We start from the raw sequence: 22,687 nt of genomic DNA on the forward strand, positions 1-22,687 counted from the left end.
TCTTAACTGATCGGCATTACTCTTATATAAGAGCACTTTCTTCATTTATGTCGTTAAAAACGAAGTATATCGTGAGAAACTAGAAGTTACTTCTTTACACCTTCGATGTGCAGTTCCATATCAACATAGCTTGAAGAACCCATTACTGGGATTTCAAAATCAGCAAGCTCAAGACGAGTTTGACCAATGAAGCCTGCACGCTCACCACCCCATGGGTCGTTACCTGCACCAACAAATTCCGCTTCGATTGTGATTGGTTTCGTTACACCATGAAGAGTAAGGTCACCCGTTACGTCTAGTTTACCGTCACCTTTGTCTACAACTTTTGTACTCTTGAACGTCGCTTCGCTGTATTTACCTGCGTCGATGAAATCACCGCTACGGATGTGCTTGTCACGCTCAGCATGGTTTGAGTCAAGGCTTGTCGTATCAACCACTACGTTTACTTTAGAGTCCGCGAGGTTGTTTTCATCAAAAGAAAAGTCACCAGAAAATGTATTAAAACGACCTTTGATGAAACTGTAACCTAGATGGCTAACTTTGAAGTTGATAGATGCGTGAGCACCTTTAGTATCGATAACATAATCTGCAGCGTTAGCACCAAACGGTAGTGCCATAGCGATTGCTAATCCTGTAGCGAAAAGTGACTTTTTCATTTTGAAGCTCCTAACATTTTTCTTAATGTGTTGTCTTTATCGATAAAGTGATGTTTGAGTGCAGCAGCAGCATGCAATCCTGCCATTAGGATCACAGCCCAAGCTGCATAAAAGTGGATTTCACCTGCAATGTCTGATTGACCAGGGAATAACTCCCCTGCACTTGGTACGGTAAACCAGTTAAATACTTCGATACCGCGACCATCAGATGTTGAGATGAGGTAACCTGAAACAAAGATAGTAATAAGCAACAGGTACATAACCCCGTGTGCGGCTTTTGCTGCAGCTACCTCGTAAGGTTTACCTTCTACTTTTGGTGACGCCGTCACATGTTTCCATACGATGCGACCTAAAGTGAGTATTGCCAGTAAAATGCCCACAGAGCGGTGATAATGTGGCGCGGTTTGGTACCATTCACTGTAGTAGCTTAAATCGACCATCCACAGACCCACAGCAAACAAGCCGATAATGCAAAGCGCTGAAATCCAATGCATCGCTCTCGCCGGCACGTTGTAGTTCTTTACCAGTGTTTCCATCTCACGTTCCTAGATATCTTCCTAAGTTGATGTTGAGCAAGAAACACAACATTAACTTATTTGCCTTGTATGCAACAGATTATTTACCATCCTTTACATCAAACCAATAATACCTTTTTAAACAACTTGTTCGAAAAATTAGAAGGAACTTCAAACCATTTAAAAATCGGACACTTAGAGTTGAACTTCTTGCTCTATCTCATACAGTTCATCCGTCATTTCTAACATGCGTCGTTCGATCACGGTTTTGGCGTCTTCGATGCCCTTGTTGTAGTAGATAGGCGCTAATTTTTCAGTGATGAAATCAATCAAAAACTCACTGTCGAACTGGCCTATTTCCACTTCCAACTCGTCTTGCATGTAATCTTGTATAGCTGTCGCCAATGCTTCTTTTTGTGCTCTTTCTAGTTTGATCATATTTTACCTGCGGAACTCTATTCTCAATTTTGATGTTTAGATCAAGAAGTTGCCTATCTAAATTAGTCTATCCTAAAAGGACTATGCTAACCTTTCGCCGTTCAATTTGTTAACCGTTAAGGGATATTCTTTGCTACTCGACTTAGTCATCCAAAGTGTCAATGATTTTCAGGACGATTGTCTCAAACTGTGTGAGAAGCATTATCCTGCGGTACATAACCAAGGTATGAGTGAACACCATCTCGGCCTCGCATTTGCTCGACGCATGGAGCACACTTTTCGTCACTTTGGTCATAGCAGTACCATCAAACCTATTGAAGTACTTGATGCCCCCGACCTGCCACACCACTACCTCATCTCATCTGAAATTGGAACGGTTTGGGTATTGAGCCACCATTTAGTCAGCGCTGGTAACTCATGCCGAGAGAACCTGCTCTCTTCGATAACGGAATGGCAAAGTGAATATGGTTATGCCCTGCAGCCTAACGACCTATTGTTTTTAGTCAGCGATCATTGGATCAGTCGCAGCAAAACCAGCCGTGAGCTGTTGCACTGGTGGATGGGAGAATTACCAGAACCGATTAACGAGTATACAGAGCAAGGCATTACCCTCTTTACCAGCGAATCGCAGCTGACTCATTCATTAGATACACGTTTTGGGATCAGCCCTTGTTACATCAAATTCGGCCACCCTTTACGACGTTCCAATAAACAACAGCAGGTGAGAAAGTACATTCAACTGTATGCGGTTTTACAGTGGTAGCATCAAATAGCAACGGGTAGATTATCAGTTCATTCAGCGATTTGTTTGAGGCGGGTCGATATTTCTGAGTGTGTTAAGCTATCTCGCTTGCCTTGCCTACGCTCCCCGCTTAGATTCAAGAAACTAAAGTAAAACTAGATGCACAACAATCAGTTAAGCATCAATACAGTGTCTTGGTCTAGGTTACAACAATAATGATGAGTATCTCGCAGCTGCTTAGCTGCATTTTAAAACAAGTAGATGGTCAGTACATCGCGCAATATAAGCAGCTGACATTGCGAAGCGTGTTTCAACCTATTTATCAAAAAGATCTTTCCATTATCGGTCTAGAAGCCTTGGTTCGTATCAGTAACCAAGACGGCTTAATGATTCGACCTGACCAGTTCTTTCAATCCACTACGATTCCTACAGAAGATCAAATCAACGTTGAGAGACTAAGCCGCCTTATTCACATCAGTAACTTTGGTCAATCCAAATTCCGCAATAAAAAGCTCTTTCTCAACGTTCTACCAAAAGCGGCAGAAATGCTCGCAAAAGACATTTCCTATAGCAACTTATTAAAGCAATCCATTATTGAAGCGGATTTGTGCCGTGAACAGATTGTGATGGAATTGGTAGAGCTCGATGCGAGCGACGAAAACTTCTTATACAAAGCAACAAAAGAGCTAAGCGATAACGGCTATTTATTGGCAATAGACGATTACGGCATTGATGCTTCAACAATAGAACGCGTTAGGTGTGTAAAACCCAACATCATTAAAATCGATCGTTCGTTGTTATTGAGATATGAGAATGGTGATTTTTCTTGTTTGATGGAAGCGTTGTCTTTGGCAAAAGATATTCGCTCAAAAACCGTTATAGAAGGAATTGAAACCGAGCATCAACTTAACTTAATGAAAAAGCTCGGTTTCGATATGTATCAAGGCTACTTATTGGCAATGCCACAAACGCTTGAAGCCTACCGGGAAGCAAAGACGGCATAATCAGAGTTACTGATGAATACCATCATCTTTTTATTTTCGGTTCTTACCACGGTTTTTATGAATCGCCAGTTTCGCCTTCATCTTGCGTTTTTCTGATGAACGACTCTTACGACGACCACCGCTATTGCGCTCCGGTTCAACCTCTTCGATTAAACTCGGCTCAAAGCCTTCTAACCATTCTTGCGGCAAACGTTGGTCAAGCAGGTTTTCGATAGCATGCAATAGATACTCTTCATCGCGGCTCATCAAAGAAACGGCCAAACCAGACTTACCTGCACGGCCAGTACGACCGATGCGGTGAACATAATCTTCGGCTTTGAATGGCATGTCGAAGTTAACTACTTGTTCTAACTCTTGAATGTCCAAACCACGAGCCGCTACATCTGTCGCGATCAGCGCACGTACTTTGCCTTCTTTGAATTCATCAAGCGCACGTTGACGAGCACCTTGTGATTTATCGCCGTTGATAGAAACCGCTTTGATGCCATCCAGCTTTAGCTCTTTCGCTAACTCATCACTGCCTTGTTTGGTTTTAGTAAATACCAACACTTGCTGCCAGTTACGAGAACCAATTAAGTAAGCAAGTAGCTCACGCTTGCGCTTTTTATCAACTGGATAAACCATCTGCTTAACGGTTTCTGCAGTCGTGTTTGCTGGCGACACTTCCACTTCAACTGGAGAGTCCATCAGTTTGTACGCGATGGTTTTGATGCGCTTCTCAAATGTTGCTGAGAACAACATGATCTGTTTATCTTGAGGTAGTCGACGAAGAATGCGTTGCAGATCTGGCCAGAAGCCCATGTCTAACATGCGGTCTGCTTCATCAAGCACGAGAACGCCTGTTTTAGAGATGTTTACATTGCCGTTAAACAAGTGGTCAAGCAAGCGACCAGGCGTCGCGATCAGAATGTCAGCGCCCTCTTCCAGCTTTCTCTTTTGCACGCCAATGCTGGTACCACCATAAACACAAACAATTTTAAGATCGGTGTTTGCTGAGTACTGCGTCAGGTTATCCATTACTTGCTGAGCAAGTTCACGCGTTGGCACAAGAATCAGTGCTTGCGGTGTTCCGTTTCGTTTCTTTTGCTGAACCGTTTGAATGATCGGCAAACCAAATGCAGCCGTTTTACCTGTACCGGTTTGAGCGGCAGCCAGTAGATCTTTACCTTCCAACACATGCGGAATCGACTTTTCCTGAACAGGTGTCGGGGCAACGATATTCATACCGCTTAGGGTATCAACCAACTGTTGTTCAATGCCAAGATCAGCGAAATTAACGGACATGATAAACCTCATAATTTTTGGAGCGCAGAGTTTACCAGCCCCCCTTTGGTCATACTACCTTTAGCAGTCAAGACGTTATGAATTAATTAACTGTTGATGATACTCAGCGGATTGACGCAACACATCTTGATATAGAGCAGCAAATTTCGCTTCCAATTGCTCATATTCATTGTCCAAAACTTCGAACGTTGTCGTTAAGTCAGCCATTCTTGGGCTTCTTTGGGACATTCGATGAAGAGCAAACTCGATGTTTTCTAAGTCTTGATATGACTGTAGCCAACCGTCACTCCACATTCGGCTGTGAAGCAATAAAAATCGCGGAGGAAGGTCGTCAAAGATTTGTTTGTTCACTTCGCAATACGCATAACGAACGAAAGAATCTAAAGGTTGCGGGCTGAATGTTCGCCAGTGTTTCGCTAAACAATGGTCCCAAAACATATCAAGTGCGATGGGGGCGAAACGTCGAGCAACACCTGTGAAGTGCGGTTTACATTCTTCAACAAGAGCATGATGGTCGGTAATGCGATCAACGAAACGGTGAAGTTTGATGCCATTGGAAATATCAGTCTGATATTGCTTGCTTGGATCTCCCTTTACGAAATCTCCAAGCAAGTTTCCCATTAAATGGCTATTACAGTGATCTGCAATATGCAGGTGGGCTAGAAAGTTCATTAGACGCTGTGAGTGGCCTTTTGGCTCGTCTTACATGAACTTAGTATAACGTCTGTTGTGACGCGATGAGAGTACTAATTGTACTTATTCGGCTTCGTCTTCTGAGCCAATGTAGTCCGACAAGATAATACCGATTTCAAGAGCATCTAGCATCTCTAGGCATTCGTCGTTTTGATATTGGTCGCTCATTGTGACCTCCTTTGTTTTACATCTCCTGAAGCTGCTTGCTTCAATCTCTACTGCCATTTCTTTTCTTCATCGATGACAGCAACTCCTTTTTATAGCCTTTATATGACACATTCATGACAGCGAGAAGTAAAGTTTTAGAAAGCTATGACAGAAATCATAAGTAAACGTTTGCTCTAATAACACCCTCTCGTTCATCAATTGCATTAAATTACACCCACCCTTTCTTTAACAAACTGTCAGTTTTTATTTAGTTTTTTGTCATTTATGGAGACGACGTACTGTTATAAGCGATCATTGATCTCATATTTTGAAATCTATCAACCTCTCGTTACATATTTTGCTGATAACCATCGCATATTTTGTTTCGATATATCTCTAAGTTTGTTCATCCCCTTTTCATCTCAAATGGAGCTATAAATGAGAGAAGTTGAGTTTAGAACGATAGACAGGTTATTTATAAAGATGTCTATCAACGACAAAATGTGGGTCATTTTCCTTCTATTCCTAGTGACTTTAACTTCAGTGGCGGGAAGCCGTTATTTCAATGATATTCAACAGTTTGAGCAGCAATCTATCCTTGCGGCAGAAGCGAAGCTCTCAGGCATAGTTCAAGCTCAAATACAAAACGTAGCGAGTGTGAATGGCGTGGTAAACGTAAGCAACGTTAATGATGCCAAATTCAACAACGGCACCGTGACGGTTTATGCGAAGCTGAGTTCAGGTCAGGCAATCCAACTGACAGAAAACCTTTCACGCCAGTTTGAGCAAGCAAAATCTGACGCTTTAACCTCTTTCCTTCTTAGCTTGCTTTGGATGGTACCATTCGCCCTTTTCACTTACTGGGTTGCGACTTTCCTTGGTGGTGCGCTTTGGGTGCTATACACCACTACGCAGAAAATTGGTGAAGGTGACTTAACTTCTCGCCTAGGTTTTCATCCGGGTCGTGATGAGTTTGGTACGATTGGTTGCGCACTAGATAAATCAATGGATACGCTGACAGAACTTGTCAACAATGTAAAAGACAATGTCAACACGTTAAGTGAAACATCAGCAGCGTTTGAGCAAGACATGAAGCTCAGCGAAACGCAAATCGCACATCAATACCAGACGCTCGATTCTGTTGCGACTGCGATGAAAGAGATGACGGCTTCAGCAAAAGAAGTCTCAAGTATCTCTCAGCAAGCTACGTTGCAATCAGATCAAGATGCTCAGCAAATCGAAAATAGCCGTAGTCAGGTTCAAAGCGTCATTTCAGAAATCGAAACACTATCCAGTTACATCGAACAAGCATCCGCATCTGTTAGCAGTTTGAACGAAAACACGACACAGATTAACGATGTGATTACCACGATTAACGCGATTTCAGAACAAACTAACCTTCTCGCGTTAAATGCAGCTATTGAAGCGGCGCGCGCTGGTGAACAAGGTCGTGGTTTTGCCGTAGTGGCGGATGAAGTTCGTACCCTTGCTAGCCGCACGCAACAGGCAACCGTCGAAATCCAAGCGATGATTGAGAAATTGCAAACGGAAAGCCAGAACATTGCGTCTATCACTGACCGTACGGTTCAACAAGCACAAACAAGCAGTCAGTTAATTGACGAAATTGGTGGTGACGTCACTGCAATTGCCGACTCTGCACGTTCATTAATGGATATGAGTATTCAGATTTCAACGTCTGCTGAAGAACAAAGTGCCGTCGCGAATGACATCGCTTCTGAGTTGTCTGACATTCGCTCGCAATCCAATACTATTCGTGAAGTTGCCGAACAATCGACAACTGGTGTGGCAAACTTAACTAAAGCTTCTCAATCCCTTGGCGAAGTATTGAAGCGATACCGAACAGCCTAAAACACGAACACGCTAAAAAAGCTCCCAATTTGGAGCTTTTTTATGCTCGCTCAACGGCAACGGACAAAAAGTGACCATTAGATTGTCGAGGGAAAACGAGCGGAAAATTATTAAATCAAGCGTTCGATGAATACACGTTTAATTTACTTTGAAGTGAATCGAAATAGTTCTCTGAATTCGACTAAATAATGTTCAAAGGTTAGGTGTGCGGCTATTCTAGATCTTGCCAATTTAATTTTGCTGCTGGTGAACAATATGAATAATTACAACAAAACAAAAGACACTGAAGATCTCCAGTGTCCACTCTGCCAATGCGATGAATATCTGATTTCATCCGATGGTGAAAAATTCACATGTGCCTTTTGCGGGTTTCATACAAAAAACTTCTCCTCCATCCAGTGCTTACATCAAACTCCTTACCTACAAACTAAATTTAAACACATCCATAGTTTGAGTAATATTTGTCACTAAACTGAGCAGCCTAAGAGCTGCTCTTTTAGTTCATCTAGATGGGAAATTTGAATAACACGCTCGTCATCGACTAAGTTAATCGGTGCGCCGTTGTATAGTTGTACGGTTTTTATGCCGGCGTTAAGCCCTGCTTCAACGCCTTTAGGTGTATCATCAATGTACAGACAATCACTTGGTAAAAAGCCCATATTCATCGCGCTGTACATGATCAAGTCTGGTTCAGGCTTCCAACTGTTCGCATCGAACGCAGAGAACACTTTGCCTTTAAACGCATCAAGTAACCCCGTCAACTCAAGCGAGTATTCGATTTTATCTTTTGGTCCATTAGACGCCACGCAATACTCAATATTGTGCGAATCTAAAAAGTGGATAAGTCGTTTCGCGCCGTCCATTGGTTTTAAATGACGGACAAACAGTTTCTGTAACTCGTCACGGTATTGTGGCTCTAACACATCAATCGGAACATTTAAGTTCATCAACTCTTTAGCGTCACGAAGGATATCGGCAAGCTTACCGCCTCTGAAGTGCTCTACGCATTCACTAAAACTCATCTCTGCACCGTATTGGCCAAAGACGTTCACTAAGGCCTGACAACACAGGCGTTCACTGTCTGCTAGCGTGCCATCACAATCAAAGATGACACATTTAATATTGTTAATAGCCATACACCCTTCCCCCCGACGCTGAATATATTAAAGACTTTAGCTGACCAATTTATTTGGCCTTATTGACTTATTTATTTGTACTAAATATGTATCAACATGATAGGTAAGTTTAGAAATGTTTAAACGACAGACTTGGCATTTCGTAGAAATGAGAAAGAGGAATTAATGATTTTCTAAGCGAGATCACCGAATGAAGCCCTTAAATTAAGAAATATGAAACTTCACTTGGTACAAAAGGAAAGGATTAAACTTCGGAATCTGGATATAAATAACGCACTTCTATAAAGTCGTCCAAATGCTCCAATAGAAGTTGGCTCAACGTAGGATCAAAGTGTTTGCCTTTTTCACGCGTAAACAGATCCACAACTTCTTCCACCGTCCAAGCTAGCTTGTAACAGCGTTCACTCAGTAGGGCGTCAAAAACATCGGCAATCGCCACAATACGTGCAAAGAGATGAATCTCCGCACCTTTTAGGCCATTCGGATAACCAGTTCCGTCCCAACGCTCATGGTGTTCATGAGCAACAATGGCGGCTAACTTAGTGATTTCGCCTTCACGGTTGTTCAGCAATTCATAACCTTTCACCGTATGGCGCTTCATGATTTCCCATTCAGCCTCATCTACTTGCCATTTTTGTCAAAGATAGATTCGGGAACCGAAATCTTACCGACGTCATGCATTGGGCTGATGACTTCGATCATCTCAACTTCACGATGGCTTAACCCACAAAATTCAGCCAAGAACGTGAATCATCTCCTTTTGAACACTCAAGGTGCGCTTTTGTAAGGTTACTATCTTGCGGTTTTTCTGATCGATCACCTTACGCTGGCTAATGGTCATAAACTGACTAACAATCACCAAAGAAAGCAGCACAATCAGTGCACAAGCAAAAAGCAACAGTTTGATATTAACTTTTACTGCAGGAGGTGGTGCATTGATGATGTGAGCAGATTTAGGAATGTCGTAGCGACTGATACCATATTTTTGAATAGCCGCGAAATCTAAAACGGCTTCAGAAATCAATTCGTTCTCGGTTTTGGTCATCAATAGACCCAACTTGGCAGCCATTAGCTCTGCGGCTTCGTGACCATATTGCTTCGAACGATTTAAGAATCCACCCAAGATACCCGGTTCTTCCAAGTACATTTCCCACAAGACAAATACAGGCGCAACACTTTTAGCGCCAATAACGTGTGCCACTTCTTGGTAAGAATGGTAATGGCCTTGTTCCGCTTCTGTGTTGAAATGGGTCAGCAGCCGGCATCATTTGGGTTGATCTTTGAGAGCCTATCCGCAGCTTCAGCCAAAGGTTCATCCCGAAGCTCAATCAAATTGATTTGAGGGAACTTCTTCGTCTCTTCTACAACACGAGCATGAACCAGTTCCGATGTCATGCTTCTATCTGCGAGATAATACAAGTTCTTTATCTGAGGACGTAGCTTAATGATGAGCTTGATGTTTTCGGTAACTTTATCTTGTTCATACAAGATACTACCGGAAGTGCTTAAAGAGTCTAACGTCGCTTATGTGTTATTGATGCCAAAGGTACAGTGCGTTCGTCGTTTGGTAAGTAACGTTTAGAAAATTCTAATGCAGCGTCGTCCGAGATGATGATGCCGTCAAACTTGTAGTTTTGATATTTGAGCTGCAGATAGTTGGCCATGTTTTGAAAATAGCCATCTGAATGCACGCGCTTAGCATCTAGGTATTCGATCGATAGTTTGACTTCGCTGTTGGTCTGCTCAAAGCCCTCTTCGACACCACGTTGAATGTCATTGGTCCATTGGTATGAGGGCTCATACGAATGTAAAACCAGTACTTTTTTGATTTCCCAATCCGTTTGGTCAGCATTGACTGCGGCCGTCCCTAGGCATAAAAATAGAGCCAATAAACGCGTCAAACGCATAACCATGTGTCGCCCAGCCGAGAAAGAATGTTGTTGCACATATTAAATGCCAAATCCCCAACTGGGACCGACATTGATCAATTTTCTACGACTATTGTTTCACACAACTTTTGATCGTCGTTCAATTTTTTCGCCAAATCACACACAAACTGCGATTTATCCAAGTTTTGAGAAACGGTAATGTCAGAAACAAGTGTGTTGCCTTCATATTGGCTGACAATTGCCGCTGCTACAGCCTCGCCTTGTTTAAAACCGACATAAAGCTCAAACTCAGGTGTCAAAATGATCTGAGTTAAGTATTCCACGATCATTTCTTGCTCGTGCTTATCCGACCAACGTTGTGACTGTAGAATCGAAAACATCACGGTAAGCCTATGAAAATCAACAAGGAAGATGTCGTCCCCTGTTAACTCTTGCCCGTTTTCTAAAAGCGTAGTTTTATCGACAGCATCGTAGGTTAAAGCGTCGAGCATACGAGTATAGATGGCTCGCCCTTCAATGCTTTCTTTAGTAGGAAATTCGACTTCTACTAAATCATGCAACCACGCATTTTTTCTGTTGATGCTTTCTAATTGTTGTTGGTTCATTTTTTTACCTTAAGCGCTGCAAGCCTAGTGTTTTACAGCGAATGAAAAACAGGACTTTGATTAGAAATGTAGGCGTCATCTGTTCTGGAGCGGTACATTAGCATGAAGCCTCTTACAAACCTAGCTAAACTCCTGAGGTAACGCCAAATTTTGTTTTAAGTGTGTGCGTCTGATAAATTGAACTAATAAATTAGCCTAATTAAGGGATGAAAAATGAAGAAAAGCTTGCTTGCTTTGGGTTTGGTAACCGTTCTGGCTGGGTGTAGTGATAATGAAGTGGGTGACGTATCACTGGGTATGTTTACAATGAAAGACATCAAAATCGGCCACCTACAAGACGAAGTCGTGACGGGTGTAACCTGTCATATTGCTTCTATCGAGGCGAATTTAAGCTTGTCTGATCCAAGCGACAGTTCTATCTCATGTCGTCAAACAGGTGACATCACGCCAGAGATGATTGCTAAAATTGATAAAAGCAAATCTGGTGAAGTCGTCTTCAAGAAATCAAAAAGCATCTTCTTCAAGACCATGAAAGTACGTCGCATCTACGATCCAGAAAACCAAACGCTACTTTACTTGTCTTACACAACCAAAGAGACGGAAGGCAGTTTCAAACATAGCTTATCGACTGTTCCTCTATATGGCACAAAAGCTTATGTAGAACCGACTGTAACTCCTACAAATTAACCCCAATTTGTGTGTAAAAACAGCAGCCCGTTGAATTTTTCAGCGGGCAAATTTCTTTGCAAGAAAACGGAACGATTTTCAAAATTTTGTGATACAATCCCGCCTCTTTTTTTCTCACTCAAGAACAAGCATGAAGTTTCCTGGTCAGCGAAAATCTAAACACTACTTTCCAACTCACGCTCGAGATCCATTAGTAAACCAAATTCGACAAGCACCGAAATTGTACCGCCCTACGGTCGTTGGTGTGGGTCAAACCATCGTAGATATCGAAGCGCGCGTAGATGATGCGTTTTTAGAAAAATACAACCTAAGTAAAGGACATTCTCTCGTTCTTGAAGAGAGCAAAGCGGACGCACTGTACGAAGAGCTAGTAGAACAAGGTCTGATTACTCACCAGTACCCAGGTGACACTATCGGTAACACACTTCATAACTACTCCGTACTTGCGGACAGCAAATCAGTGCTACTTGGTGTTATGTCAAAGAACATTCAAGTTGGTTCTTTCGCTTACCGTTACCTGTGCCGTACCTCTTCTCGTATGAACCTAAACCACCTGCAAACTGTAGATGGTCCAATTGGTCGTTGTTACACGTTGATCACTCACGATGGCGAACGCACTTTCGCGATCAACGAAGGTCACATGAACAAACTCTCTCCTGAGAGCATTCCAGAAGAAGTATTTACCAAAGCATCTGCTCTGGTTGTTTCTTCTTACCTAATGCGTGGTAAAGAAGAAGATCAAATGCCTCAAGCCGTTCAACGTGCGATTGAGTTTGCTAAGAAGCACGAGGTCCCTGTAGTACTGACGCTTGGTACTAAGTATGTGATCGAAGGCAACGCTGAATGGTGGCAAGAGTACATTCGCGAGAACGTATCTGTTGTTGCAATGAACGAAGAAGAAGGCGCAGCACTGACAGGCGAAGGCGATCCACTTGCAGCAGCGAATAAAGCGCTTGAATGGGTAGATCTAGTTCTTTGCACTGCAGGTCCTGATGGTCTTTACATGGCGGGTTACACTGATGAGAAAGTGAAACGCGAAACGACGCACGATATTCTTGAAGGCTCGATTGAAGAGTTCAACAAGTTTGAGTTTAGCCGTGCAATGCGTAAAGACGATTGCCAAAACCCAATGAAAGTGTACTCACACATTGGCCCTTACCTTGGTGGTCCACTTGAGATCAAGAACACCAACGGTGCAGGTGATGCAGCATTGTCAGCGCTTCTACACGACATGGCGGCTAACTCGTTCCACCATAAAGAAGTGCCAAACTCTGAAAAACACGAAGTACGCTGCCTAACTTACTCTTCTCTATCCCAGATCTGTAAATACGCAAACCGTGTAAGCTACGAGGTGTTAACTCAGCACTCTCCTCGCCTCTCACGTGCACTACCAGAGCGTGAAGATAGCCTAGAAGAAACCTACTGGGATCGCTAAGAACCAAGTACTTAGAGCAATTAATATGCGAAGGTCACCATTTGGTGGCCTTTTTGTTTTGATCTAGCGCAGTAATTAGTGGTTTTTGTTATGATGTAGCACGTTAAGGCGCACGAACTGCTTTACACCTCGTTTTTTACCAGTATTATTCTCGCGCAAACGTTTGCGCAACACTTGCTAAGTCTTTTGCTTGCTTGATGTTGAACGCCACGTGTTAGCCATTTTTTTGGAGTATCCATGCAGTCTGATATTGAAATTTGCCGAAACACACCGTTGTCTTCTATCGCTACCGTCGCTGCCAATGCCGGTCTTTTACCACAAGAGTTCGATACACACGGAAAACACAAAGCTAAAGTTCATCCCCAATGTCTTGATCGCTTAAACGCAAGTCAAGACGGCAAGTTGGTGTTGGTTACTGCAATTACACCTACCCCTCTGGGTGAAGGTAAAACCGTAACCACAATCGGCCTTTCTCAAGGTTTATCTAAGATCAACCAATCTGTTATGGCGTGTATCCGTCAACCATCAATGGGGCCAGTCTTTGGTGTCAAAGGTGGCGCTGCGGGTGGTGGTTACTCCCAAGTTGCACCAATGGATGAATTAAACCTACATCTCACTGGTGATATTCATGCAGTAACAGCGGCACATAACTTGGCCTCTGCCGCATTAGATGCTCGCCTTTATCATGAACAACGTGAAGGCTACGAGGCATTCGAAACTCGTACTGGCTTAAAAGCGCTAAAGATCGACGTCGAAAAAATCACTTGGAAACGCGTGATGGACCATAACGACCGTGCACTACGCATGGTTAAGATTGGTCTCAATGAAGAAGGCAAAACTATCAACGGCTTTGAACGTGAAGAAGGTTTTGATATCTCTGCCGCTTCTGAGCTAATGGCGATCCTCGCTTTAGCTAAAGACTTAAAAGATCTGCGTCAACGCATTGGCCGTATCGTCGTGGCTTACAACTTAGACGGCCTTCCAGTGACAACTGAAGACTTACAAGTTGCCGGAGCAATGGCTGTCACGTTAAAAGAAACCATCGCCCCTACTTTGATGCAAACACTAGAAGGTGTGCCAACCCTGATCCACGCGGGTCCATTTGCGAACATCGCTCACGGTAACTCTTCTATCATCGCAGACCAAATTGCACTAAAGCTTTCTAGTTACGTTGTCACCGAGGCAGGTTTTGGCTCAGACATGGGATTCGAGAAAGCGTGTAACATTAAAGCGTCTGCAGCGGGTCGTGCACCAGATTGTGTCGTGATTGTCGCTACGTTACGTGGTTTAAAAGCAAACTCAGGTCACTATGATCTGCGCCCAGGAATGGCCATTCCAGATTCAATTTTCAACCCCGATCAAGCGGCATTAAAAGCAGGGTTTGCAAACCTGAAATGGCACATTAACAATGTCCACAAATACGGTATCCCTGCCGTGGTTGCTATTAACCAGTTCCCGCAAGATTCTCAGCAAGAATTGGCAGCGCTTAAGGCGTTGATTCACGAGTTTAACCCGGAAGTTAAGGTGGCAGTCAGTACAGCATTTGGTCAAGGTGGTGAAGGAGCCGTAGAACTAGCGCAACACGTTGTTGAAACGTGTGAACAAGATTCTGGTTTCCGCCCTCTTTACCGCAAAGAACAAACTCTAAAAGAGAAGCTCATGGCCGTTTGCGAAGCGGGTTACGGCGCCGCAAATATTGAAATGAGTGAACTCGCGACGCAACAGCTAAAGCACTTTGAACAATTGGGCTTTGATGAACTAGCGGTATGCATTGCGAAAACGCCGCTCTCCATAACCACTGATTCAGCTGTAAAAGGAGCGCCAAGTGGCTTTAGCGTTCCTATCCGTGAGCTACGCTTATGTGCAGGCGCGGGTTTTGTTTACGCGCTTTCAGGTAATGTTATGACCATGCCTGGTTTACCGGATAAACCCGCGTTCATGAACCTCGATCTTGACGATCAAGGCAATATTATCGGCCTTTCATAGTGTGAAACGTTTATCTCAAACAAACAGGAGCCATGGTGCTCCTGTTTTCGCTTTAAAAGACCGCTAATTTATTGTTTTTAAAACCCTTTACACTGTAAACTGAAACCACCAAATTAAAGTATTTACTTTATTTCACCAATTCGGTGCAGCAACAATTTCCTCACTCCCTAATATAGTGCAATAAATAATGCACCACCTTTAAAGAGCGTTGATTTTATTAATAAAATCCAATGGCTCGAATCTTGTACTACGTTATATAGCACTAACATTTATAAGTTCAAAGGACACTCAACAACGTCACTCGAAAGCCACCAGCAGTTGGCTAACTCCTCAGGCTTTAAGTTGCTTTCGATGTACGTAACATAAGGGAAAGGGAACATTATGCAAGACGCACTCGCAGTAATCTTAGCTGGCGGTATGGGATCAAGGTTGAGCCCTCTTACCGATGATAGAGCCAAACCAGCCGTTCCATTTGGCGGTAAATATCGCATCATTGATTTCACGCTAACTAATTGTCTTCATTCAGGTTTAAGAAAGATATTAGTGTTAACTCAATACAAATCGCACTCGCTGCAAAAGCACTTACGAGATGGTTGGTCGATCTTCAATCCCGAACTTGGTGAATACATCACCGCTGTTCCACCTCAAATGCGCAAAGGTGGTGCATGGTATGAAGGCACAGCAGATGCCATTTACCACAACATGTGGCTGTTATCTCGAAATGACGCCAAGTATGTCGTCGTTCTGTCCGGTGACCACATTTATCGCATGGACTACGCAGCAATGCTGGAAGAACACAAAGAAAACGGCGCGAAGTTAACGGTCGCATGTATGGATGTGCCTGTCGAAGAAGCAACTGCATTTGGCGTAATGGGGATTAAAGAGAACGGTTTAGTCGAGTCCTTTGTAGAGAAGCCTAAGAACCCACCTACTCTTCCTAACGACCCAACGCAGAGTCTAGCGTCTATGGGGATTTACATCTTCGATATGGACGTTTTGCAAGATGCGCTCGAAGAGGACGCAAAACTCGAAGATTCAAGTCACGACTTTGGCAAAGACATCATTCCAAAACTCATCGATTCTCAATCGGTTTATGCTTACAAATTCTGTGGTAGTAAAGGACGTGTAGACAAAGACTGTTACTGGCGCGATGTCGGTACCATAGATTCTTTCTATGAAGCCAATATGGACTTGTTAGAACCCGTCCCACCAATGAACTTATACCAACCAAACTGGGCGATTCGTACTTATGAAGCTCAGTTTCCACCAGCAAGAACGGTATCTTCTGCGACTGGTAATGAAGGTATTTTCATTAACTCCATCATTGCAAACGGCGTAATCAACTCAGGCGGTTCAGTTCAGCACTCGGTTATTGCATCGAATGTGCGTATCCATGATAGCGCGACAGTAGTCGACAGTATTATCTTTGACGATGTCGAAGTTGGTGAAGGTTGTCAGCTGGTAAGTTGTATCATCGATAAACATGTTCGCATCCCGCCGCACACTCAAATCGGCATGAACAAAATTGAAGATGCAAAACGATTCCATGTGTCAGAAAAAGGCATTGTTGTTATTCCAGAAGGCTATGAGTTCTAACCTGTTCGCTCAGCTATTTGCCATTGCAAAATCCACAAATGCACCAAATAAAAAGCGCGCGATGTGAATCGCGCGCTTTTACTGTTCAACTAATCTGAATTAGACATTACATACTGTAGACCAACTACCATCGCTACCCGGCTCTGATGCAGTCCACCAGTTTGCTTGGTACACCACACCATTGTGAATCACTTTATCACCTTGGTTAGCGTGGCTTGGGTTACCTTGCCAATCTGTTTGCGGAAGATCTGGGTAAGTAACTAGACCCGCTGTATCACATGTACCCGGCTCAGTACCACCGCCGCCGCCAGTACCAGAGTTTAGGTCACCAATTGGTAGGTCTGGTTGTTCAAACTTGAACGCAAACTCTTTACCGCCAGAAATCACCGTGTAGTTAGCTGGACCAGAGATTGGTAGGTAGTAAACCATATCAAGTTCGTAAGTGCCGCCCGCTGGTAGGTCTTTCCATGCAGGTAGAGAGAAAGATACGCGGTGCATTACGCCATCCAAACCACCAATGTTGTTCGCACGAGTATGACCAGAAGCAATCACACTTAGACCGCCGCCAGACTGATCTTTCGCGTTATCCGGAGCAGATACAGGAATATCAAATTGGAATTCTGTACCACCAGGAATCGCTTGGCCCGTGTTGTTTGTGAACGTGATCTTAGGGTTGATTGGGTAGTTTTGGTCACCGACTTTGAAGCCACCAACACTCACTGCAATGTCTACAGCTTCGGTTGGGATTGCACCAGTTGCAATCTTGTTACCGTAAGGCGTTGCAGACTTAAACTTGTCGTAAATCGCTTTAGTCATAGTGTTACCCATGTGGTATTCACCATTACCCGCCGCACAAGCTTGTTCTGTTGCATCAATCGTCGTACGGTTGCCGTTCGCATCTAGTACGTAACAGTTATAGTCACCTGCTAGCTCCCAGAACATGATGCCGCCGATTTCTTTGTCGATAACGTAGTCCGCTTTCACTTCAACAGATGCTTTGTCTTCTGTTGATAGGAATACGCTCTTCTCCGCATTCCATAGCCAAGGGGCTACAGCAACATCATCGTAATGACGCGTGTAAGAACCGACAAACTTATCGGAAGGATCATTTACAGGGTCAAGACCGTAAGCTTGAGCGTAAGAACCCCAAATGCCCTTCTCTAGGTTCTTCGCGTGCCACATTGGGTTTGAACCAGCGCCCATTTCGTTGCCTTTAGGGTCAGTATCATGCCACATGTTATCGATACCGATAGCGCCGTGACCACAGTTGTTCTTCTCACCTTCGCCAGTACCCGGAGCACACTCTGATTGATTAGGAAGTGCCGCGCGGCCCCATAGACCGTTATCACCACCGGTTACACCTTGCCAACCACGAGTATAGTAAGGAACACCAATGTTAATACGACCTGCTGGCATAGAGCCACGGAAGTAATGGTAAGCCCAGTCAGTGTTCAAGTAACCGATACCGCCGTAAGCAGCCGTGCCGTACACGTTCCATTGAGCAAGCTCAGAGTCTTTACCCGTATCGAACAATGCCGCGTTGTGGCCAACGTGGTCGTTCCAAGCACCATGCAAATCGTAAGTCATGATGTTCACGTAATCGAGGTACTTAGTGACGTCGAACGTTTCCATACCACGCAATAGGTAACCTGAAGAAGGCGCTGCGATAGTCAGCATGTAGTGGATGCCATCTTGTGCAGACGCCGCATCCAATTTCTCACGCAGAACTTTCATTAGCTCTTGGTAAGAAGCCCATAGGTATGGACGACGCGGTTCCATAAAGTCTTTATCGTAAGGGTTACCAGCCCCCGCCATTGATGTTGGGTACTCGTAGTCGATGTCTAGGCCGTCGAATTTGTAGGTACGCATCATTTCAACAGCAGACGTAGCAAACTTCTCGATACCCGCATGATTGATTGAACCATCTGCGTTGGTCGTCATTGTGTAGAAACCACCGTCAGCGACGCGGTTGCCATCAGCACCGAAGTGGCCGCCTGTTTCAGCCCAACCACCAATTGAAATCAGTGTTTTAACGTCATGTTTTTGCTTGTAAGTTGCTAGCGCACCGAAGTGACCTTTAAAGCCTAACGCAGGGTCAACTTCAACACCCGGCCAAGTTTTACCTGTTGCAGGGTTCGTCGGGTCTGTCACATCACCTACGTTTACTTTACCGTCTGAACCAATACTGACGAACGCGTAGTTAATGTGTGTAAGTTGATCCCATGGAATGTCTTTTACTAAGTAAGCAGCTTGTGGGTCATCACCACTACGCCAGCTAGTGAAGTAACCGATCACACGACGAGGGTGATCAGCCCCCATTAATTCACGACCTTCTTCATCGTAAATTGTACAGTAAGGAACATCGACACCAGCCGTTTGGTATAGGCCGTCAGGACGACAGTTCGATGTAATTGCACCGCCATTCACTGTTAGAGATACAAGAGAAGAATCTGTTGTTGCGCCTGCATCGTCTGTCGCTTTCGCGTAAATAGAAACACTGCCCGCTTGTGCTGGCGTGAAATCTACCGTGTATGGCGCTGTTGTTGCTGTACCAACAAGAGAACCGGCAGCGAAGAATTCAACTTTCGCCACTGTACCATCCGCATCAGCGGCATTTGCTGTAACGGTAACCGTCGCGCCTAGTTCAACAGAAGTCGCTGAAAGAGCGACATCTACAGTCGGCGCTTCATTACCCGGTTGACCCGCGTTAACTGTGAGCGTTACTGCACTCGCAACACTTACAGCGTTTTTATCATCGTACGCTTTAGTCGAGAATTCGTGCGCACCTTCAGTCGCCGTCCATGAAGCAGTGAAAGGTGCAGCGGTAGAGGTACCGACCAATGCGCCATCAACAAAGAATTCAACCTTACTAATTGAACCATCCGTGTCAGCAGCGTCCGCGGCAAGATTTACAACATCTCCAGCAGTGATAGAAGCCGATGCACTAGGCGATGTTAATGTCACAGTAGGCACTTCATTAACTGGAGGATCTACAGGGCCAGTGCCACTACAAGCTCCTAGATTTTCCCACTCACCCCATTCACCTGCTTGCGCTGGATTGCTGTTTTGAGTCCAGTAGCGCGCTTTATAAGCGTTACCTTCGTGCTGAACTTGGTCACCGCCGTTATAAACCTTCGACGAATCCCAAACTTCTAGAGGTGCACAATCAACCGCTGCATAGCTGTTGAAGGCCATTAGACAAGACGCAGTTAATGTACTGAGTGTAAAGGCACTCTTCACTGCTTTCCCACTTCTAAGGTGCATATTGCTCTTCCTTAAGTTATTGTTAATACAATACAAAATACGCTTAACTAACACGTATAGTTACTTTTGTTTCGACGTAAAATAACTTAAGTACAAGTGCAGCATTTCACACTATGTATTTATAAATTTTCAGCAGCACCTCTCAAGAATCCACTAAATGATTGCAACAATTAACACATTATTTTGCACCAACAACTAATTTCATTACCCGAATAAATATGTCGATCGCAATTTATTAAAAAAGACAAAAAAAGTCCTACTTTTGAAATAAAGATCACTAAGCCTTTGTTGATCTGGGTGTTTCGTTAAAGTGTCGCTTGTACTCTCGGCTGAACTGTGATGGGCTGCTGTAACCCACAAGGCGCGCAGCATCGTTCACTCGGCGACCTTCTAACTGAATCAATTCGCGTGCCTTGTTTAAACGCACCTTTTTGATGTATTGCAAAGGCGACTCTAGAGTCACACTTCTAAACGCTTGGTGAAATGCAGAGACACTCATGTTCGCTTCTTCAGCCAAGGTTTGTACATTGAGTTGTTCGTGGTATTCCTGATGAACGCGGTTTAGCGCTTTTGCTACCCTTGCGTAAGAACCTTCTTGGTGTGCGAGCTCAAACAGTACATGCCCGGATTCGCTCACCAGCGTGCGGTACACAATTTCTTCTAACAGCATGTCACCGAGCATTGCGACTTCAAGATCGCTGCATAATGCCGTCATAAGACGCTTGCACGCATCCAACATTTGGTCGTTCATGCGTACCGATTTCAACCCACAGCGAGTGTCATCCTCACAAACATTACTGAAGCGTTGCGATTCCAACTTCTTGACCAACTTTTGCAGCATGGCGGGAGAAATGTCGATGGATATTCCCAATAAAGGCTCATCGTCAACAGCAATCGCTTCACACTCAAGTGGCATGGGTACACCGACGACCAAATAGTCATCTGGGCCATAACGTACTGGTGTTTGGCCAATGTGAATATTCTTGTAGCCTTGTCCCAAAACGATGATGCCAGACTGGTACACAAACGGTTGACGATTGTTCCCTTTGCTACTGCGGTAGAACCATACCCCGTCAATGGCGGTTTCTTTGATGCCCTCTAAATCGTCTAAACCAAATTTAGTGGCGTATTGCTGCATGATCTCAGCAAGTGTCTTCATCTTGTCACTCCAATAGTTATGCACGCACTATACTTGGAGTTCTGATTACAGTTCCAGCATAAGAAACGCATATTTGTAGAAATAGGCAATAAATTTGCAGAAATCGGCCTACTCGTTCTCACAAACGCGTACTAATATGCATGTATTCACTCTCCTCACATTGGAAGCAAGAGGTCTAATAATGAACTTTTCATACGTCAACCCAACTCAAATCTTCTTCGGCCAAGGCCAAATCGCAGCAATCAAAGAAGCGATCCCTGCCGATCAAAAAGTGCTCGTTATCTACGGTGGTGGTTCTATTAAAAAGAACGGTGTTTACGACCAAGTAGCACAAGCTTTAGAAGGCCGCGAATGGCTTGAGTTTTCAGGTGTAGAGCCAAACCCAACAAAAGAGACGCTAGATAAAGCGGTTGCTATCGTAAAAGAGCAAAACGTTGACTTTATCCTAGCTGTTGGTGGTGGTTCAGTTATCGATGGTTCTAAGTACGTTGCAGCATCTGCAAAATACGACGGTGACGGTTGGGACATCATGGTAGGCAAACATCAAGTAACAGAAGCAACGCCGCTTGCTGCAATTCTTACTTTGCCAGCAACAGGTTCTGAGTCAAACATGGGCGCAGTAATCACTAAGAAAGAAACCCAAGACAAATTGGCATTTCTAGCGCCTGCTGTTCAGCCAAAATTTGCCGTGCTTGACCCAGACGTAATGAAAACTCTACCAGAGCGTCAGCTTATCAACGGCCTAGTTGATGCCTGGGTACACGTATGTGAGCAGTACCTAACACTGCCAACTGGTGCAATGGTTCAAGACGGTTACGCAGAAGCGCTACTTAAAAACCTAAAAGTATTGGGTGATCAGTTCGCGGAGCGCGACAACGACCAATGGCGTGCGAACCTAATGTGGACAGCAAACCAAGCATTGAACGGTCTAATCGGTAGCGGCGTTCCTCAAGATTGGGCAACGCACATGATTGGCCACGAGCTGACTGCACTATGGCACGTAGACCACGCTCGTTCACTAGCGATCATTCAACCATCTCTACTTCGCAACCAAATGGAATTCAAACGTCCTAAGCTTGAGCAAATGGGTCGTAACGTATTTGGCTTAGCAGAAGGTGAAGATTTGGCAGAACGCACAATCCAATCGATTGAAGCTTTCTACCATCAGCTAGAAGTCGCGACTCAACTTGAAGGTTACGGTGATGACCGTCAAGCAGCTATCGATGCTGTCATTGATCAACTGAACAAACACGGCATGACGGTTCTTGGCGAAAACCAAGCAATCGACCTAGAAAACAGCCGTAAAATTCTAGAACTTGCCGTTGCATAACGACTCGATCTATTAAATTATTACCTTTTTTGACGGCATTGTGTCTACGCGGACACAATGCCGTTTTTTTATGTTAATTTAGCGCAACATTGACAACTCGATAAATATTGAACTTTTCTGCTAGAAAACTAACAAATAAGCGATGGTTCGATGTTGTTATGTAAGCCGATGACCAAAAACAAACCAAGTGCTTACTATTCGAAGTGTCATTTTTTAGCTTGCTCATAAAAAGATGAGCGTTTAGTCGTCTAT

The 22,687-nt window shown here is 44.1% G+C and carries 17 protein-coding genes and 1 pseudogene; 8 read left to right on the forward strand and 10 right to left on the reverse strand.

Translation table 11 applies throughout. The features are described 5' to 3' along the window. Positions 1–86: 86 nt before the first annotated feature. The 3 genes from H735_RS19005 to H735_RS19015 all read right to left on the reverse strand — a co-directional run bounded on the left by H735_RS19005 (position 87) and on the right by H735_RS19015 (position 1,609). Positions 87–656 carry a YceI family protein gene (locus H735_RS19005; protein WP_020197038.1) on the reverse strand — a complete coding sequence of 190 codons (570 nt, stop codon included), beginning with the start codon at positions 654–656 and terminating at the stop codon, positions 87–89. Next, positions 653–1,192, reverse strand: a complete 540-nt coding sequence (locus tag H735_RS19010; protein WP_020197039.1) for a cytochrome b — start codon at positions 1,190–1,192, stop codon at positions 653–655. The genes H735_RS19005 and H735_RS19010 overlap by 4 nt, the downstream gene beginning before the upstream one ends. Positions 1,193–1,366: 174 nt before the next feature. Continuing rightward, positions 1,367–1,609, reverse strand: a complete 243-nt coding sequence (locus H735_RS19015) for a DUF2164 domain-containing protein (protein WP_005441892.1) — start codon at positions 1,607–1,609, stop codon at positions 1,367–1,369. 130 nt (positions 1,610–1,739) lie between these two features. On the opposite strand from H735_RS19015, the gene H735_RS19020 reads away from it, so the two are divergent. Both H735_RS19020 and H735_RS19025 read left to right on the forward strand, forming a co-directional pair. Next, a complete protein-coding gene (locus H735_RS19020; protein WP_020197040.1) occupies positions 1,740–2,372 on the forward strand; it encodes a hypothetical protein in 633 nt (210 codons plus the stop codon). Between the two features lie 194 nt (positions 2,373–2,566). Further along, the gene (locus H735_RS19025; protein ID WP_005441895.1) at positions 2,567–3,355 is read left to right on the forward strand and encodes an EAL domain-containing protein; all 789 of its coding nucleotides are present in this window, start codon (positions 2,567–2,569) and stop codon (positions 3,353–3,355) included. 30 nt (positions 3,356–3,385) lie between these two features. Here H735_RS19025 and H735_RS19030 read toward each other — a convergent pair whose 3' ends face one another. Beyond that, positions 3,386–4,639: a DEAD/DEAH box helicase gene (locus H735_RS19030; protein ID WP_020197041.1), complete on the reverse strand. Its 1,254-nt coding sequence runs from the start codon at positions 4,637–4,639 to the stop codon at positions 3,386–3,388. Positions 4,640–4,714: 75 nt separating this feature from the next. Further along, a complete protein-coding gene (locus H735_RS19035) occupies positions 4,715–5,311 on the reverse strand; it encodes an acyl carrier protein phosphodiesterase (RefSeq protein ID WP_027726779.1) in 597 nt (198 codons plus the stop codon). Between the two features lie 606 nt (positions 5,312–5,917). Here H735_RS19035 and H735_RS19040 point away from each other — a divergent pair. Beyond that, positions 5,918–7,348 (forward strand): methyl-accepting chemotaxis protein, encoded by a 1,431-nt coding sequence (locus tag H735_RS19040; RefSeq protein ID WP_027726780.1) that lies wholly within the window; start codon positions 5,918–5,920, stop codon positions 7,346–7,348. 467 nt (positions 7,349–7,815) lie between these two features. On the opposite strand, the gene H735_RS19045 is transcribed toward H735_RS19040, so the two are convergent. The 3 genes and pseudogenes from H735_RS19045 to H735_RS19055 form a co-directional block, all read right to left on the reverse strand. Further along, positions 7,816–8,484, reverse strand: coding sequence for an HAD-IA family hydrolase (locus tag H735_RS19045; RefSeq protein WP_020197044.1), 669 nt, complete (start codon positions 8,482–8,484; stop codon positions 7,816–7,818). Positions 8,485–8,728: 244 nt separating this feature from the next. Then, positions 8,729–10,397: pseudogene (locus H735_RS32215) on the reverse strand (HD domain-containing phosphohydrolase). Positions 10,398–10,468: 71 nt separating this feature from the next. Next, the gene (locus H735_RS19055; RefSeq protein ID WP_005441903.1) at positions 10,469–10,978 is read right to left on the reverse strand and encodes a hypothetical protein; all 510 of its coding nucleotides are present in this window, start codon (positions 10,976–10,978) and stop codon (positions 10,469–10,471) included. A 213-nt stretch (positions 10,979–11,191) separates the two neighbouring features. Here H735_RS19055 and H735_RS19060 point away from each other — a divergent pair, with 213 nt between their 5' ends. The 4 genes from H735_RS19060 to glgC all read left to right on the forward strand — a co-directional run bounded on the left by H735_RS19060 (position 11,192) and on the right by glgC (position 16,682). Continuing rightward, entirely contained in the window at positions 11,192–11,665 is a 474-nt protein-coding gene (locus H735_RS19060; RefSeq protein WP_005441905.1) for a CreA family protein, read from the forward strand. Between the two features lie 130 nt (positions 11,666–11,795). After that, the gene (locus H735_RS19065; protein ID WP_009704476.1) at positions 11,796–13,100 is read left to right on the forward strand and encodes an inosine/guanosine kinase; all 1,305 of its coding nucleotides are present in this window, start codon (positions 11,796–11,798) and stop codon (positions 13,098–13,100) included. A gap of 237 nt (positions 13,101–13,337) precedes the next feature. Next, positions 13,338–15,086 carry a formate--tetrahydrofolate ligase gene (locus H735_RS19070; RefSeq protein WP_020197045.1) on the forward strand — a complete coding sequence of 583 codons (1,749 nt, stop codon included), beginning with the start codon at positions 13,338–13,340 and terminating at the stop codon, positions 15,084–15,086. A 381-nt stretch (positions 15,087–15,467) separates the two neighbouring features. Next, positions 15,468–16,682, forward strand: coding sequence for a glucose-1-phosphate adenylyltransferase (gene glgC, locus H735_RS19075; protein ID WP_020197046.1), 1,215 nt, complete (start codon positions 15,468–15,470; stop codon positions 16,680–16,682). Between the two features lie 99 nt (positions 16,683–16,781). On the opposite strand, the gene H735_RS19080 is transcribed toward glgC, so the two are convergent. Both H735_RS19080 and H735_RS19085 read right to left on the reverse strand, forming a co-directional pair. Next, entirely contained in the window at positions 16,782–19,946 is a 3,165-nt protein-coding gene (locus tag H735_RS19080) for a chitinase C-terminal domain-containing protein (protein WP_020197047.1), read from the reverse strand. A 277-nt stretch (positions 19,947–20,223) separates the two neighbouring features. Beyond that, the gene (locus tag H735_RS19085) at positions 20,224–21,105 is read right to left on the reverse strand and encodes an AraC family transcriptional regulator (protein WP_020197048.1); all 882 of its coding nucleotides are present in this window, start codon (positions 21,103–21,105) and stop codon (positions 20,224–20,226) included. Between the two features lie 181 nt (positions 21,106–21,286). Between H735_RS19085 and H735_RS19090 the strand changes: the two genes are divergently transcribed. Then, entirely contained in the window at positions 21,287–22,435 is a 1,149-nt protein-coding gene (locus H735_RS19090; protein WP_009704481.1) for an iron-containing alcohol dehydrogenase, read from the forward strand. Positions 22,436–22,687: the final 252 nt, after the last annotated feature.

This window comes from Vibrio owensii CAIM 1854 = LMG 25443 (genome assembly GCF_000817815.1).
GTDB classification, from domain to species: domain Bacteria; phylum Pseudomonadota; class Gammaproteobacteria; order Enterobacterales; family Vibrionaceae; genus Vibrio; species Vibrio owensii.